Genomic DNA, 14,558 nt, shown 5'->3' with positions numbered 1-14,558 from the left:
AAGGTAAGTTTCTGTATTATAGTGTATAAGTGTTAAAGTTCCAGCTGGCTGTAGCATATTTCTGCTCTTTAAGCCTATAGATGGCTTCCAAGTCTGCTTGCGTGAAGGAATAATCCTGTATGCCCGGATTATTGATCGTGAAATAATAAAGAAGCGCTTTCTTAAAATGCTGGATGGAGATAGATGCCGGAAGATGAGCGCTGATATTCGTGACCGGACTCCGTACAGATTTAACGAATGTCGATCGTTTGCCTCCTGTTTTCTCTGGTGTTTGACGGGATGTACTTTTCAAGGAGGTGACGAGCCTATCCAGATCGGTGGAAAACAATAAGGTAGCATGGTGCATATACCGATTCTTATGGATACTCTGTGCGCTACCCGATATTTTAAATCCTCCGATAGTTAGTCCTTTCCGTTCATCCATCTCGACATGTACTCCCAATGTCTTGAGAAAATTCATGATCTGGATGGTATATTTGTCGGTCTGCATAATCTGGCCGGTCTCTATAAATGTAAGATTCAGGTTTCCCGGATCATGGTAAACGGCACCACCACCGGAAAACCTGCGTGCTATCTTGATTTGTTGGTCTTGTACGAATTTGAGATTTACCTCGGCCCATACATCCTGATGCTTACCGATCACGATTGATGGTTCATTCTGCCAAAGCATGAAAATATTCTCTTTGAAATTCTTGAGCAGATACTCTTCGGCGGCCAAATTGAAGTATGGATCCGTTTGTGTATTGTGAATGCAAAGCATCAGGAAACTGTTTTAGTTAGGCGTTTTATTAGATATATAAACTTTCGTGGAGGATCTCACTGACTGTCGGATGCGGGAAAATATTTTTCTTAAATTCATCGACTGTATAACCATTCTCGACAGCGATTCCGGCGGTGACGATAATCTCGGATGCCGGATTCCCTAGTAGATGGCAACCGATGATACGATCCTCGTCGTCCGTGATCAGTTTACATAAACCATTACCATTCTCGTTCTCTGCGACGAAACGTCCGGAATAGGTCATCGGGATCTTTTGAACACGGAAACTTTCCCCATTCGCTACCAATTCCTCTTCTGTCTTACCCACGCTCGCCAATTCCGGATTCGTATAAACTACCGCCGGAATGGCTTTATAGCTCATCTCGTCCGGTATGCCTAGGATATGGTGTATGGCAACTTCCGCTTCCCGGTAAGCCGTATGTGCCAGCAGGGAAAAACCGGTAATATCTCCAGCCGCATATACATGTGGATGGGAAGTCAGCATATGTTCGTTTACCTTTACACCGGCCCCTTGTATTTCGATCGCTAGATTTTCTAGTCCCAGACTCTTTGTAATCGGACGGCGGCCCACGCTCACCAATATTTTATCGGCTTCAATCGTGTCTGCCTTGCCGTTTTTCTCAACAAAGACTTTCTCTGCGGATACCTCTGTAACTTTGGTATTCAAGAAAAACTCTACGCCTTTTTTCTTATACTCGGATCGAAGCATCGCTGAGGTTTCTTTATCCATATTCCCTAATATCTCGGGTAGCATCTCGATTACCTTCACCTTTACGCCCATACTGTTAAAGAATGAGGCGAACTCCATTCCGATCACGCCACCACCGATAATCGCTAACGATTTTGGCAAATCGTTGAGATCAAGGGCTTCCCGGGAAGTCCAATACTTGACCTCAGATAATCCTTTGATAGGAGGGATCACGGTTTCAGAGCCTGTACATACTAACACATTCTTCACTAAATACTCTTTTCCATCACAGTGAATCCGTATATTTCCAAACTCCTCTCCGGTGATTCGTGCCTCTCCTTCTACGATGGTGACGCCGTTACCCGTAAGCCGGGCTTTTACCCCGAGCGTAAGTTTACGGACGGTCTTGTTCTTCCGGTCGATAATCTTTGCCAAGTCGAAACTTGGGTCTTTCATCGCCACTATACCATATTTGGAGGCACTTTTGATACTGTCTAGTATCTTGGCGGAGTATAAAAGAGTTTTTGTCGGGATACATCCCTCGTTTAGGCAGACGCCACCGATAGCGTTCTTCTCGAAAAGGATCGTTTTTAATCCATTCTCCGAAGCCCTTTCGGCGGCGGTGTAACCCGCAGGTCCACCGCCTATGATTGCTATGTCATATTCCATATACATTATTATAATTATTTGAATACTAAAATTCGTTCCTCTAATGGGGCGAATTGTTTTTCTCCCGGTTCCTGGGTAGAGGTTCCGAACGGCATCTCGGCGATCAGTTTCCAGTTCGGATTGATATGCCATTGTTTAGCGACCGCCTCGTCGATCAACGGGTTGTAATGTTGCAAAGAAGCGCCGAAGCCGGCGTCTTCCAGCATAGTCCATACCGCGAATTGATGCATAGCCGATGTCTGTTGGGACCATACCGGGAAATTCTCTTTGTAAGAAGGAAATTGCTTCTGTAAGCCTTCTACTACCGCTGTATCCTCGAAAAAGAGGACCGTGCCATAGCCAGCCTCGAAAGAATTATCTATCTTTACCTCGGTAGCCTTATAGGCTTCGGCGGGGACGATTTTACGAAGCGTGTCTTTTACGATTTCCCAAAGCTTCTTGTGGCTTTCACCCAGTAGCAGTACGATTCTCGTAGACTGCGAATTGAATGCGGAGGGAACGTGAGTGACCGCTGTCTTAATAATCTCATGAATCTCGTTGTCGGAAATGGGAGAGTTGTTACCTATTCCATAATGTGTCCGGCGATGCTGGATCGCTTCTTTAAAACTTCTTGCCATAATGAATATCATGTTATGTTGTTATATACCTATAACTAATTTAAGACATGATTTGTTGAGGAAAAAATATTTGAGAATTCTTGCGGATAAATCAAAATAATTCTTACCTTTGCACCCTGTAAAGATAAGACTCTATTAGAATCTTCGTTTTTGTTCATGATGCTAGTTCAGAAAGGGAAGACACATAGCAGGAGTTGACTTAAATTTCGTATAATTTAAAAGAACAGATTAGAAATGTCTAAAATTTGTCAAATTACTGGAAAGAGAGCAATGGTTGGAAACAACGTTTCTCACTCAAAGAGAAGAACGAAGCGTAAGTTCAATGTCAACCTGTTTACGAAGAAGTTCTACTGGGTAGAGCAGGATTGCTGGGTTAGCTTGAATATATCTGCGGCTGGCTTACGTACAATCAATAAGTTAGGTTTGGATGCGGCTATCAAGATGGCGGCTGAAAAAGGTTATTTGAACGCATAATTTGTGGAGGATATAGAAAATGGCAAAAAAAGCAAAAGGAAATAGAGTACAGGTAATCCTTGAGTGTACAGAGCACAAGGAAAGTGGAATGCCGGGTATGTCTCGCTATATCACTACGAAGAATAGAAAGAATACTACTCAGAGATTGGAATTGATGAAATACAATCCGGTTTTGAAGAAGATGACGTTACACAAAGAAATTAAGTAATAGGAGATTTTAAACGATGGCAAAAAAAGCAGTTGCAACATTTAAGAAAGGTGACGGTCGTACTTATTCCAAAGTGATTAAAATGGTTAAGTCTCCGAAAACAGGTGCATACATCTTCCAAGAAGAAATGATCCCTAACGAAGCGGTAAAAGATTATTTCGCTAAATAATTAAGTAGCGAATAATAAAGAATATAAGAGGCTTCTCTCCGATAAAGCGGAGGGAAGCTTTTTTTGTACCCTAAACTTTTGAAAGTATAGTTGGTTACAAATAAAATATTTTCTTAATTTTGTTGGGTTAATTTGTAGAGATGAGGCATGCCGCGTCTCTTCCTATCCAAATGGTAGTTTGTGTGAAATAATAATATAACAAGATAAAATAATTAAAGCTATGAGATTCGATGTATCCAGCACTGCGTTATTATCACGTTTACAGTCTATAAGCAAGGTTATCGCTTCCAAGAACTCTTTACCGATTCTGGACAGCTTCCTTTTTAACCTAGAAGGAAATACGCTTACGGTGACAGCTTCCGATGCCGAGACCCGGTTGGTGACTTCCGTAGACGTCATGAATGCCCAAGGTGCCGGACTCTTTGCGGTTTCCGCCAAGATACTGCTCGATCCGCTGAAAGAGCTTCCCGAACAACCGCTTACTTTTGATATCAATGATGAGAATTTGGAGATTTTCATTCATTTCCAGAATGGTAAGTATAATTTTATCGGTCAGAAAGGGGACACATATCCGCAGCAGAAGCCGTTGAATGATAACGCTATCTCTATCTCGATGGATGCCCAGATGCTGTTAAACGGCATCAGTCGTTCCTTGTTCGCCACGGCCGATGATGAGCTTCGCCCTGTAATGAATGGTGTCTATTTCGATATCCATACGGATGATTTGACGTTCGTGGCATCAGACGGACATAAATTGGTTCGCTTGCGTAACTTGGCGGTGAAATCCCCGGAACGGGCTTCTTTCATTTTGCCGAAGAAGCCGGCTAATTTATTGAAGAATTTGTTGGCGAAGGAGTCGGAGCAAGTATTGATTAAGTTTGATGATAACAATGCGTATATTACTTGCACGAACTTCGAGATGGTTTGTCGTTTGATCGAGGGGCGTTACCCGAACTATAATAGTGTGATTCCTCAAGAAAACCCGTTTAAGGTAACGATCGATCGTATCTCTTTCTTGAATGCTTTAAAGCGTGTTTCTGTCTTTTCTAATCCGGCGAGCAGCTTGGTGAAGTTGCACTTGAAGGATAGCTTGATTACGGTTTCCGCCCAAGATATCGATTTCTCCACTTCTGCGGAAGAGCGTATTGTTTGTCAGTTTGACGGGACGGAGTTAAGCATCGGTTTTAAGGCTACATATCTGATCGAGATCCTTGGAAATATCAGCTCGGAAGAGATTGTATTAGAATTAGCGGACCCTTCACGTGCCGGCTTGATCGTTCCTTCTGAGAATGATGAGGACGAGGACTTGCTCATGTTGCTGATGCCGATGATGTTGAATGACTAATAAATAAATAATGCAGTTAAACTTAAGGAACCCGCTGGTCTTTTTTGATTTAGAGACCACGGGTATAAATATCGTAAAGGACCGTATCGTAGAGATTTCCTACGTGAAGGTCTTCCCAAATGGGAAAGAAGAAACGAAGACACGCCGGATAAATCCCGGTATGCCTATTCCCCCCGAATCTACCGCTATTCATGGCATAACCGATGAAGATGTAAAAGATTGTCCGACCTTTAAGGAGATCGCTAAATCTTTGGCAACCCAGATCGAGGGTTGTGATTTGGCCGGATATAATTCCAACCGTTTTGATATACCCATGCTTGCCGAGGAGTTTCTGCGTGCGGGTGTGGATATCGATTTGAACCGGCGCAAATTTATCGATGTACAGACGATTTTCCATAAGATGGAGCAACGTACGTTATCTGCCGCTTATAAATTCTATTGCAATAAAAGCTTGGAGAACGCTCATACGGCTGAGGCTGATACGTTGGCTACATATGAGGTGTTGAAAGCGCAGCTGGATCGCTATCCGGATTTGAAGAATGACGTTGCTTTCCTTTCCCAATATTCCTGCTACTCGAATAATGTGGATTTCGCCGGACGTATGGTTTACAACGATAAAGGCGAGGAGGTTATTAACTTCGGTAAGTATAAAGGCCGTTTGGTAACGGAGATCTTGAAGTCGGATCCGGGTTATTATTCTTGGATCATGAATGGCGATTTCCCGTTGAATACGAAGAAAATGTTGACAGAGATCCGTTTGAGAGACTTTAATTCAAAATAAGGCGATGAATAATTTTGAGTTTTGCAATCCTGTAAAGGTTGTGTTCGGCAAAGGAAGTATTGCCCGTTTGTCTGCGTTACTTCCAGAAGGAAGTAAGGTTCTGGTGGTATACGGTGGCGGTAGCATTAAGAAAAATGGCATTTATGAGCAGGTGACGGCAGCTTTGAAAGACTTCCATACCTATGAGTTTGGTGGTATTGAGGCGAATCCCCGTTATGAGACTTGTATGAAGGCTGTTGAGTTGGTGAAGGGGGAGAATATCGATTTCTTGCTGGCGGTAGGCGGCGGATCAGTGATCGACGCTACGAAATTTATCGCTTCGGCTACGTTTTTCGAGGGAGATCCTTGGGATATCTTGTCGAAAGGTGGCGTGATAAAGAAAGCGCTTCCTTTAGGAGTAGTGCTGACTTTGGCCGCTACCGGTTCGGAAATGAATGAACGGGCGGTAATTTCCCGGGAATCTGTCCATGAGAAATTGAATTTCATGTCTCCGTTGGTGTTCCCTAAGTTCGCTATCTTAGATCCGCAGGTAACTTATTCTTTACCTGAGCGACAGGTGGCTAACGGTGTCGTTGACTCGTTTATCCATGTGGTCGAGCAATACCTGACTTATCCGGTGAACGCTAAGGTTCAAGATTATTTTGCCGAGGGATTGATGAAGACAATTGTGGAAGAAGGCCGCAAGGTCTTGCAAAATCCGAATGATTATGATATTCGTGCTAATTTGATGTGGGCGGCTACGAATGCCTTGAACTGTTGGATCGGCCAAGGAGTACCCCAAGACTGGTCCTCACACCGTATGGGATATGCATTGACGGCGCAGTTCGGCTTGGATCATGCCCAGACTTTGGCGGTTATCTTGCCGGGTGTCATGACCTATATGCGTAAGGAGAAAGCGGCGAAACTGATCCGGATGGGAGAGGTCATATTTGGTATTACCGAAGGATCTGCCGATGAAAAGGCGCAAAAGTCAATAGAGGCTACGGAAGATTTTTTCCATTTCATGGGATTAAAGACCCGTCTTTCCGACTATGGGATCAAGGAGTCCGACTTGGATGCTTTGGTGGAACCTATCGATCGAATGGGATGGAAACTTGGCGAATATGGCAATATAAACTCAAAAGTAGCCAAAGAGATTCTTTTGTTGAGGTTGTAGAGACGCAACGTGCTACGTCTCTACTGGCAAAGATAAATTGATTCGATATATGATATTGAAAGATAAACATATTATATTAGGGATTACGGGGAGTATAGCCGCATACAAAGCCGCTTATATCATCCGGGGATTGGTGAAAAAAGGAGCCGAGGTACAAGTGGTTATCACGCCGGCGGGAAAAGAGTTTATCACTCCGCTTACGTTATCGACGTTGAGTAGCCACGCTGTAATCAGCGAGTTTTTTTCCAATAGGGATGGTACATGGAATAGTCATGTGGATCTGGGGCTTTGGGCGGATGCCATGTTGATTGCTCCGGCTACCGCTTCCACGATCGGTAAGATGGCGAACGGAATCGCCGATAATATGCTGATAACTACTTATCTTTCTTGTAAAGCCCCTGTATTCGTGGCTCCGGCCATGGATTTGGATATGTTCGCTCATCCGAGTACCCAACAGAATCTGGAGCGCTTGCGTTCATTCGGTAACCGGATTATCGAACCTGCCGAGGGGGAATTGGCGAGCCATTTGGTTGGTAAAGGCCGGATGGAAGAACCCGATAAGATTATCGAGGTTTTGGAAGACTTCTTTTCCGCTCAAAAAGATCTTGAAAAAAAAAAGATCTTAATAACAGCAGGTCCGACATATGAAAAGATAGATCCCGTACGTTTTATAGGTAATTACTCTTCCGGTAAGATGGGGTTCGCTTTAGCGGAAGCTTGTGCGGAGAGAGGGGCGGAGGTGACTTTGGTCGCTGGTCCAGTCTCTTTAAAAACACATCATCCAGCTATTAAACGAATCGATGTTGAGTCTGCCGGGGAAATGTACCAAGCGGCGATGACCGCATTCCCGAGTAGCGATGCTGCCATATTATGTGCCGCTGTCGCCGATTACCGTCCGGAGAATGCTTCCGAGCAGAAGATCAAACGGGAAACGGAGAGAGAGATGACGCTTCATTTGGTTCCGAACCCGGATATCGCCGCCTCTTTGGGTGCGATCAAGCGGGAAGGACAGGTCATGGTGGGGTTCGCCTTGGAGACGAACGACGAGGCTACTCATGCCGAAGGTAAACTGAAGCGGAAGAATCTCGATTTCATCGTCTTGAATTCTTTACGAGACCAAGGTGCCGGTTTCCGTTGCGATACCAATAAGATCACGATTATCGACAATGCCGGAGGAGTAACGAGCTATCCGCTCAAAACGAAGCGGGAGGTAGCCTGTGATATCGTAAATAAGTTGGTAACATTATTGAAATGAGAAAAGTAAGAAGACTGTTTTATCTATTCATGCTTTGCGCCGCTCCTTTTTGTGGGAAGGCGCAAGAGTTGAACGCCCGTATCACGGTGAACGGAGACAAAATTGCGACCGCTAACAAGCAAATCTTCACGACCTTGCAGAACTCCTTGACTGAGTTCGTGAATAACCGGAAATGGACGGATGCCACGTTTGCCGTCAATGAGAAGATCGATTGTACGATGACGATTATCGTGAATGAATTGGATGAGACGAACTTCAAGAGCGAGATCCAGATACAAGCCCGCCGTCCGGTCTATAATTCCAGTTATACAACTACTCTTCTGAATTTCAGGGATCAACAGTTGGATTTTGAGTATACGGAGGGCGAGCCGTTGGACTATAACTCAAATACGCTGACCAGCAATCTTACGGCCACTATCGTGTTTTACGTCTATGTGATCTTGGGGCTTGATTTCGATAGTTTCGCTCCGAAAGGTGGAACTACTTATATACAACAAGCCCAGCAAATCGTGAACATGGCCCAGTCTGAGATGTCGTGGACGGGCTGGAAAGCTTTTGATAGCAACCAGAACCGCCATGCCGTAGCGACGGCTTTGCAAGATAACGCATCCGACGCTTTCCGGGAAATGTGGTACACGTATCACCGGAAAGGACTCGATGAAATGGCAGCAAATCCGGATCGTGGACGTACGACGATCATTAGTGCGCTTCCCGCCTTGCAGGAAGTAAAGAAAGCCCGGCCTACCTCTGTGCTTCTACAAATGTTCGCCGACGCTAAATTAGATGAGATTATCGCGATTTATTCGAAAGCGACCACACAAGAGCGGCAAGAGGGCTATAAGATGCTGTTCGAGATCTATCCGGCACAATCCACTCGCTTGGAAGAGCTTCAAAAACCAGTAAGGTAAAATAGTTATGTTGAAATCCTTATTTATACAGAACTTTGTCTTGATAGACAATTTGGATATCCGCTTTGATAAAGGCTTCTCGGTGATAACGGGTGAGACCGGAGCGGGAAAATCAATTATATTAGGAGCCTTGTCTTTGGTGCTGGGACAGCGTGCGGATGGCAAGAGTATAAAGAAAGGTTCGGATAAATGTGTGATCGAGGCCGTATTTGATGTCTCAAAATATCAGTTGGAGCCTTTCTTCCTAAGTAACGACCTTGAGTACGACGCGGATAGCTGTATCTTGCGTCGGGAACTTTATGCCTCCGGCAAATCCCGTGCCTTCGTCAATGATTCTCCGGTTTCCCTTACGATCTTAAAAGAGTTGGGAAGCCGCTTGATCGATATCCATTCGCAGCATCAGAACCTATTGTTGGGCGACAACCGTTTCCAGCTGAAAGTGATCGATGTAATGGCCGAAAATGAGATCTTGCTCATTCTTTATAAGAAGGAATTTACCCGTTATCAGGCGTTGCGAAGGGAACTGAAAGATTTGAGGGACAAAGCGGCTCAAAGCAAGCAGGAGGAGGACTATATCCGTTTTCAATTGGAACAATTGGACGAAGCCAACCTTCAACCGGATGAGCAGGATGAGTTGGAGCAAGAGCAAGAAACTCTCTCGCATGCGGAGGAGATCAAAAGCTCTTTATATAAGGTAACCGAACTCTTGGACGGCGAGGAGCAAGGAGCCATCCAAATACTCAAGGAAGCCCTTTCCACCGTGGATTCCTTAGAAAGATATTTCCCGAAAGCCAAGGAGATCTCCGAGCGAATCCGCTCGGCTTATATCGACTTGAATGATCTGGCTTCCGAGACAGACGTTTTAAAGGAAGATGTAGAGTTCAACCCGGAACGATTGGAATGGGTGAATGAACGCTTGAATATCCTTTATACACTTCTGCAAAAACACCGTGTCTCCACCGTGGATGAATTGATTGCTATACGGGATCAATACCAAGAGCAATTGCGTGCGATCGATTCTTTCGATGAGCAAATCGGTTTGTTAGAGAGTCAATTGGATGCCTCGTATAAAGAGTTGCTTCAACAAGCCTCCGTGCTTAGCGAGCAGCGTAAAGTCGCTTCCACGGCGATGGCCTCGCAATTGGTCAAGATGATTATTCCGTTGGGGATGCCGAATACCCGTTTCCGTGTGGACATCCTTCCTCGCAAAGAGCCGGAGAGCGATGGAATGGACGATATCCGATTTATGTTCTCCGCCAATAAGAGCGCGGAATTGCAGCCGGTAGCCCAAACCGCTTCCGGAGGTGAGATCTCCCGGTTGATGCTCTGCATTAAGGCTATGATTGCCGGGTTCACCGCTTTACCTACTATTATCTTTGATGAGGTAGATACGGGGGTATCGGGTGATATCGCCGATAAAATGGGGGATATCATGCAAGAACTCGGAACAAAGATGCAAGTTTTCGCTATCACTCACTTACCTCAGATAGCGGCGAAGGGGCAAGCTCATTATTTTGTTTATAAGAAGGATACCAAAGACCGTACGCTGACCCGTATCAAGCAATTAGAGGGGGAGGAACGTGTGAACGAGGTGGCCCGTATGTTGAGCGGAGCCTCGTTGACAGAGGCTTCTCTTGCCAATGCGAAAGATTTGTTGGGTATCAAGGATTAAACCTTTCTGAAGTAGGGCAGTCTTAGATAAAAGAACAAACGATTCGCTTTATTATTAACTTAAAATTGAAAAGACATGAAACGATTCAGCTTACTATGTGTGTTGGCTATATTGTGCAGTTTACCCGCTTACAGCCAGTTTTGGATCAGTTTTGGGTGGAATGAACCGCATTGTCAAAATTGTCTTTGGATGGAGCAAGCGATGCATTTGCCCGCTCGCCAAGCAGCGGAATACCATAAGATTATCCATAAGTACGGACAGAAAATAGAGAAGGAGGCCCGCCGTGACTATCGGTATTGGGACCGTGCGGCTCGCCGTATTTACGATTTGCGTATGGAAAGGGATCGTAAGATCCAACGTCTATTGACTCCGGCCCAGTTCAATCTATATGTCCGTTTTGTAAGGGAGCATCCGCAACGTATCCATGATTATCGGGGATGGTATGCGAATCCGAGATATCCGGATCGCCGCCCGTCCCATGACTGCCGTCGATATGAGGATAACTATTGGAATTACCGCTGGGGTACCATTCACCATGACAATCATTGGAGAGACGACCGGCATGACTCAGATAGACATTGGGATCGTGACAACCATCGTCATGACTATCGGAAACCAGCGAAACCGGATAAGCCCAAACCTAAAAAGAATAAGAAGGATCGGGACGATAGAAAAGAACGGTATTATAGCAATGGGCGAAAGGTCTAATAATTCAACCATAGCTTGAAAGAGGCCCATTTTTCTTTGCTGACCAATATTTTCTCTTTATGTTCCGGCTTTATGTGGACAATGACCTTATTCTGAAAATAGGGCTCTATTTTCACGATGGATTCGATATTTATGATCGTCTGCCGGTTCGTCCGGAAAAATTTATCGGGATCTAATTGTTCCATGAGTTTATCCAGCGGGAAATCGATTATGTACTCCTTGTTTTGGCGTGTGACAGCGAAGGTGATCTTGTTTAATGAATAAAAGTGGGCGATATCCTCCACCTGTAAAGTGATCAGTTTCTCGTTGCCGGAAATAAGGAAACGGGTCCTGTATTTCTTGCCGGGATACGTGAGGGAATGGAGTACTTCCAATAAATCATTTTGCTCTAAGAGCTTCTGGTTGTACTTAGACGTGACATGCTCGAATTTTTGGATGGCTTCCTCCAATCTCTCTTGTCGTATCGGTTTGAGTAGATAATCAATACTGTTTACCGTAAAGGCCCGGACTGCATATTCATCGTAAGCGGTCGTAAAGATAATGAGACTTGTAGGACAAGCCTGTTCTATAAATAAAAAAGAATTTCCATCCGACAACTGGATATCCAGAAAAACGATATCCGGATGCGGATGGGAAGCGAACCAAGCCACGGATGATTCGATGCTTCCGGGTATCTTGATGATATCCCATTGCGGGCGTAATTTCTTTATCATACCTTCCAGTAACCGGGCGGCCGGTTTCTCATCTTCGATAATGGCTACTTGGATATTATTCATAAATAAGTGGGATTGATACGGTGAATTGGTGATCATTTTTTCGGATCTGGATATCCTGCTTACATAGTAATTGATAACGCTCCGACAAATTCTTTAATCCTTTACCGGATGCGTTTGAGACTTTTTTAGGCCGTAATGTATTGCTGACGCATAGATATCGACTGTTCCTTTCAGTATATACCCGTATGGTCATCGGGTTAAAATCGTCGATATAATTATGTTTCACGACATTCTCGGCTAGTAGTTGCAGTGTCAGAGGGGGCAATTGATGGTCAATGACGTTGTCGGGAAGATCGCGTTCCAACGACAAACAATCTCCCAGCCGGACTTGATGGAGGAATATATAGGAATCCAGAAAATCAAGCTCCTCTTTTAAAGAGACGATCTGGCACTGTTGCTGGCGGAGCACGTAACGGTATACCTCGGATAGATGCTGCGTAAACTTGACCGCCGTAGCCGGATCATACTCTATCTCTGCTATCAATGTATTCAAGCTATTGAATAGGAAATGAGGATTTAGCTGGCTTTGGAGAGCGGTATATTTAGCTTGTATAGATTCTGCTTCCAATCTTTGTTTCTCCTTATATAAATTCAATGTATAACGCATCGAATAATTAATCAAGAGAAGGCTGAAAATGATCATCTCCACGAACCAGACGGCTATTACCAAACCGGCCCCTTTTGCCCGGATCACGAAAGGATCGCCAATGCTTGTGATCCATTTCAACGAGATAAACAGGGTACAATTCATAAGTAGCAATAGGATCGCTACCAGCAGATAATGCCATAACATCCGGCTTTTATCGATATAATATAATGGATAGTTGGTAGCCATCCAATGGCTGCTGACCAGTAAACTGAAACCGAACAAGTTGAATACCGCTATCGTGATGGACAAAGCGATCAATGAGATCTTTATATCGGGGATGCGCTCTTGTAGCTCCGTATGATATAACAGCAAGAAATAGGAAAAGACCCCTAATGCCGAAAACAAAAGGATACATGCCGATTTCCCGTATGATATTTCTTTCATGACCTATTCTTTTTCGCGAAGATAATAAATTGCCCGTTCGAAATCCGTCTTCGCCATCTGTGCGTTTAGTTTGGATTGTATATAATTAACCTGAGCTTGCTGATGATATAATTGAGCGTTGATAACCTCGACGATGGAAACATTCCCCTCCTTATAACGCTCCATGGCCATTTGCTCACTTTCGGATGCTTTTGATAATGAGCTCTCGGTTAGTTCGACTTTATCGATAGCTTGTTTATAGTTGTAATGGGCGGTTTGTATTTCCAGCCGGATCTTATCTTGCGTCTTGCTGAGATTCTGTTGAGCCATATTGATGGCGTACGAGGAAGCGTTGCGGGTACTCTTACGTTTTCCCCATTCGAAGAGCGGGATACTGAGCTTGGCGTAGATCGCATAGTTCGGATCTAGGTCGGATTTGAAGTTATAGCCCGGTGAGGAATAACTTCCATCTACTCCAATATGGAATTGGGGTAAGAAATGGGCATCCGCTATTTTCCGGGATGATTCCTGTAACTCGATCTTGTTTTTGGCGATCCGGTATTCCGGCCTGCTGGTTATCGCATTATCTATCTCATCCGATAAAGGGATAAATTGTTTGAGGGCGATTACGGAATGATCGATCGGCAAGGTATCGCTCGGGTTTACACCAGCGAAAGAATTAAGGGCCAAACGTGCGATCTCGGCGTTATCACGAGTTTGCAATAACTGGAAATCTGCATCGTTTAGCTTTACCTCCGCCATAAGAAGATCGTTTCGATCGATGTATTCGACTTCTACCCGGTGGCGTACGACGTCCACCAGTTGCTGTATGGATGTACGAAATGCCTGTGCCACGAAAACCAGCTCGTGCTGGGCTACCGCATTCCAATAGTAGATATCGGCGTCGTGTAGGGTATTGCTTTTTATACGATCGGATTCATTGGATGCCAACTCTTTTTCTTGCCGTGCTTTTTGGTAGTTGGCACGAATGCCGCCTCCGGTATAAATCGGTTGCGAGAGGGAGAGAGTCGCCCCATATTTCAGATCTTTACCTTGAAAATAAAGGGGGGAATTCATAGATGGCAAATCAATCGATAATTCTAGCGGATTACCGGTATAATTGAAATTACCTTTCGCCGAGAGTTTCGGTTTGAAATCCGCACGGGCCGATTTGATCATTTCCTGTTTCATGGCCTCGTTGTATCCCGCTGCTTTCAAGTCTTGGTTGTATTCCAAGACTTTTTCCCTATATTGCGCTTGATAATCGCTGTTTTGTGCGATTAACGGGAAGGATAGGAAGGATAAGAGACCGCTGATAATATATACTTTGTCCATTTTT

General features: G+C 44.5%; 16 protein-coding genes. 10 read left to right on the top strand and 6 right to left on the bottom strand.

Annotated features, from left to right (window positions below; translation table 11 throughout):
- Positions 1-16: 16 nt before the first annotated feature.
- Genes CI959_RS19035 through CI959_RS19025 form a run of 3 tightly spaced genes read right to left on the bottom strand, consistent with a single transcriptional unit; the run spans position 17 to position 2,755 of the window.
- The gene (locus CI959_RS19035; protein WP_005857636.1) at positions 17-760 is read right to left on the bottom strand and encodes a lipoate--protein ligase family protein; all 744 of its coding nucleotides are present in this window, start codon (positions 758-760) and stop codon (positions 17-19) included.
- A gap of 28 nt (positions 761-788) precedes the next feature.
- Entirely contained in the window at positions 789-2,138 is a 1,350-nt protein-coding gene (gene lpdA, locus CI959_RS19030; RefSeq protein ID WP_010183358.1) for a dihydrolipoyl dehydrogenase, read from the bottom strand.
- Positions 2,139-2,152: 14 nt separating this feature from the next.
- A complete protein-coding gene (locus CI959_RS19025; protein WP_008772394.1) occupies positions 2,153-2,755 on the bottom strand; it encodes a nitroreductase family protein in 603 nt (200 codons plus the stop codon).
- 234 nt (positions 2,756-2,989) lie between these two features.
- Here CI959_RS19025 and rpmB point away from each other — a divergent pair, with 234 nt between their 5' ends.
- The 10 genes from rpmB to CI959_RS18975 all read left to right on the top strand — a co-directional run bounded on the left by rpmB (position 2,990) and on the right by CI959_RS18975 (position 11,431).
- Positions 2,990-3,229 (top strand): 50S ribosomal protein L28, encoded by a 240-nt coding sequence (rpmB, locus tag CI959_RS19020; protein WP_005857630.1) that lies wholly within the window; start codon positions 2,990-2,992, stop codon positions 3,227-3,229.
- Positions 3,230-3,248: 19 nt separating this feature from the next.
- Complete coding sequence (gene rpmG / locus CI959_RS19015; RefSeq protein WP_005857628.1) at positions 3,249-3,437, top strand: 50S ribosomal protein L33; 189 nt, start codon at positions 3,249-3,251, stop codon at positions 3,435-3,437.
- Positions 3,438-3,453: 16 nt separating this feature from the next.
- On the top strand, positions 3,454-3,606 hold the full coding sequence (locus CI959_RS19010) for a DUF4295 domain-containing protein (protein WP_005638125.1): 153 nt from the start codon (positions 3,454-3,456) through the stop codon (positions 3,604-3,606).
- A 220-nt stretch (positions 3,607-3,826) separates the two neighbouring features.
- A complete protein-coding gene (dnaN, locus tag CI959_RS19005; RefSeq protein WP_057316941.1) occupies positions 3,827-4,951 on the top strand; it encodes a DNA polymerase III subunit beta in 1,125 nt (374 codons plus the stop codon).
- Positions 4,952-4,961: 10 nt separating this feature from the next.
- Positions 4,962-5,732, top strand: a complete 771-nt coding sequence (locus CI959_RS19000; protein ID WP_005857624.1) for a 3'-5' exonuclease — start codon at positions 4,962-4,964, stop codon at positions 5,730-5,732.
- Positions 5,733-5,736: 4 nt separating this feature from the next.
- On the top strand, positions 5,737-6,888 hold the full coding sequence (locus CI959_RS18995; protein WP_005857622.1) for an iron-containing alcohol dehydrogenase: 1,152 nt from the start codon (positions 5,737-5,739) through the stop codon (positions 6,886-6,888).
- Between the two features lie 49 nt (positions 6,889-6,937).
- Positions 6,938-8,143 carry a bifunctional phosphopantothenoylcysteine decarboxylase/phosphopantothenate--cysteine ligase CoaBC gene (gene coaBC, locus CI959_RS18990; protein ID WP_057316942.1) on the top strand — a complete coding sequence of 402 codons (1,206 nt, stop codon included), beginning with the start codon at positions 6,938-6,940 and terminating at the stop codon, positions 8,141-8,143.
- Positions 8,140-9,051 (top strand): DUF4835 family protein, encoded by a 912-nt coding sequence (locus tag CI959_RS18985; protein ID WP_005857619.1) that lies wholly within the window; start codon positions 8,140-8,142, stop codon positions 9,049-9,051. The genes coaBC and CI959_RS18985 overlap by 4 nt, the downstream gene beginning before the upstream one ends.
- A 7-nt stretch (positions 9,052-9,058) precedes the next feature.
- Positions 9,059-10,723, top strand: coding sequence for a DNA repair protein RecN (gene recN, locus CI959_RS18980; RefSeq protein ID WP_008779726.1), 1,665 nt, complete (start codon positions 9,059-9,061; stop codon positions 10,721-10,723).
- Positions 10,724-10,798: 75 nt separating this feature from the next.
- Entirely contained in the window at positions 10,799-11,431 is a 633-nt protein-coding gene (locus CI959_RS18975; RefSeq protein WP_008779727.1) for a hypothetical protein, read from the top strand.
- On the opposite strand, the gene CI959_RS18970 is transcribed toward CI959_RS18975, so the two are convergent.
- Genes CI959_RS18970 through CI959_RS18960 form a run of 3 tightly spaced genes read right to left on the bottom strand, consistent with a single transcriptional unit; the run spans position 11,428 to position 14,554 of the window.
- Positions 11,428-12,207: a LytTR family DNA-binding domain-containing protein gene (locus tag CI959_RS18970; protein WP_010183331.1), complete on the bottom strand. Its 780-nt coding sequence runs from the start codon at positions 12,205-12,207 to the stop codon at positions 11,428-11,430. The two genes, CI959_RS18975 and CI959_RS18970, sit on opposite strands and share 4 nt — an antisense overlap.
- On the bottom strand, positions 12,200-13,240 hold the full coding sequence (locus CI959_RS18965) for a sensor histidine kinase (protein WP_005857611.1): 1,041 nt from the start codon (positions 13,238-13,240) through the stop codon (positions 12,200-12,202). Before CI959_RS18965 ends, CI959_RS18970 begins: the two co-directional genes overlap by 8 nt.
- Before the next feature lie 3 nt (positions 13,241-13,243).
- The gene (locus CI959_RS18960) at positions 13,244-14,554 is read right to left on the bottom strand and encodes a TolC family protein (RefSeq protein ID WP_057316944.1); all 1,311 of its coding nucleotides are present in this window, start codon (positions 14,552-14,554) and stop codon (positions 13,244-13,246) included.
- Positions 14,555-14,558 lie beyond the last annotated feature (4 nt).

The sequence above is a fragment of the Parabacteroides sp. AT13 genome, assembly GCF_002272965.1.
Taxonomy (GTDB): Bacteria; Bacteroidota; Bacteroidia; order Bacteroidales; family Tannerellaceae; genus Parabacteroides; species Parabacteroides distasonis.
The sequence above is the reverse complement of the archived record's forward strand: the minus strand, read 5'-3'. Positions and strand labels throughout refer to the sequence as shown.

Coding starts and splice junctions, on each gene's coding strand:
- lpdA (WP_010183358.1), bottom strand. CDS start 2,138: ATGGAATATGACATAGCAATCATAGGCGGTGGACCTGCGGGTTACACC.
- CI959_RS19010 (WP_005638125.1), top strand. CDS start 3,454: ATGGCAAAAAAAGCAGTTGCAACATTTAAGAAAGGTGACGGTCGTACT.
- recN (WP_008779726.1), top strand. CDS start 9,059: ATGTTGAAATCCTTATTTATACAGAACTTTGTCTTGATAGACAATTTG.
- CI959_RS18965 (WP_005857611.1), bottom strand. CDS start 13,240: ATGAAAGAAATATCATACGGGAAATCGGCATGTATCCTTTTGTTTTCG.
- dnaN (WP_057316941.1), top strand. CDS start 3,827: ATGAGATTCGATGTATCCAGCACTGCGTTATTATCACGTTTACAGTCT.
- CI959_RS18995 (WP_005857622.1), top strand. CDS start 5,737: ATGAATAATTTTGAGTTTTGCAATCCTGTAAAGGTTGTGTTCGGCAAA.
- coaBC (WP_057316942.1), top strand. CDS start 6,938: ATGATATTGAAAGATAAACATATTATATTAGGGATTACGGGGAGTATA.
- CI959_RS18970 (WP_010183331.1), bottom strand. CDS start 12,207: ATGAATAATATCCAAGTAGCCATTATCGAAGATGAGAAACCGGCCGCC.
- rpmG (WP_005857628.1), top strand. CDS start 3,249: ATGGCAAAAAAAGCAAAAGGAAATAGAGTACAGGTAATCCTTGAGTGT.
- CI959_RS19000 (WP_005857624.1), top strand. CDS start 4,962: ATGCAGTTAAACTTAAGGAACCCGCTGGTCTTTTTTGATTTAGAGACC.
- CI959_RS18975 (WP_008779727.1), top strand. CDS start 10,799: ATGAAACGATTCAGCTTACTATGTGTGTTGGCTATATTGTGCAGTTTA.
- CI959_RS18985 (WP_005857619.1), top strand. CDS start 8,140: ATGAGAAAAGTAAGAAGACTGTTTTATCTATTCATGCTTTGCGCCGCT.
- rpmB (WP_005857630.1), top strand. CDS start 2,990: ATGTCTAAAATTTGTCAAATTACTGGAAAGAGAGCAATGGTTGGAAAC.
- CI959_RS18960 (WP_057316944.1), bottom strand. CDS start 14,554: ATGGACAAAGTATATATTATCAGCGGTCTCTTATCCTTCCTATCCTTC.
- CI959_RS19025 (WP_008772394.1), bottom strand. CDS start 2,755: ATGGCAAGAAGTTTTAAAGAAGCGATCCAGCATCGCCGGACACATTAT.
- CI959_RS19035 (WP_005857636.1), bottom strand. CDS start 760: ATGCTTTGCATTCACAATACACAAACGGATCCATACTTCAATTTGGCC.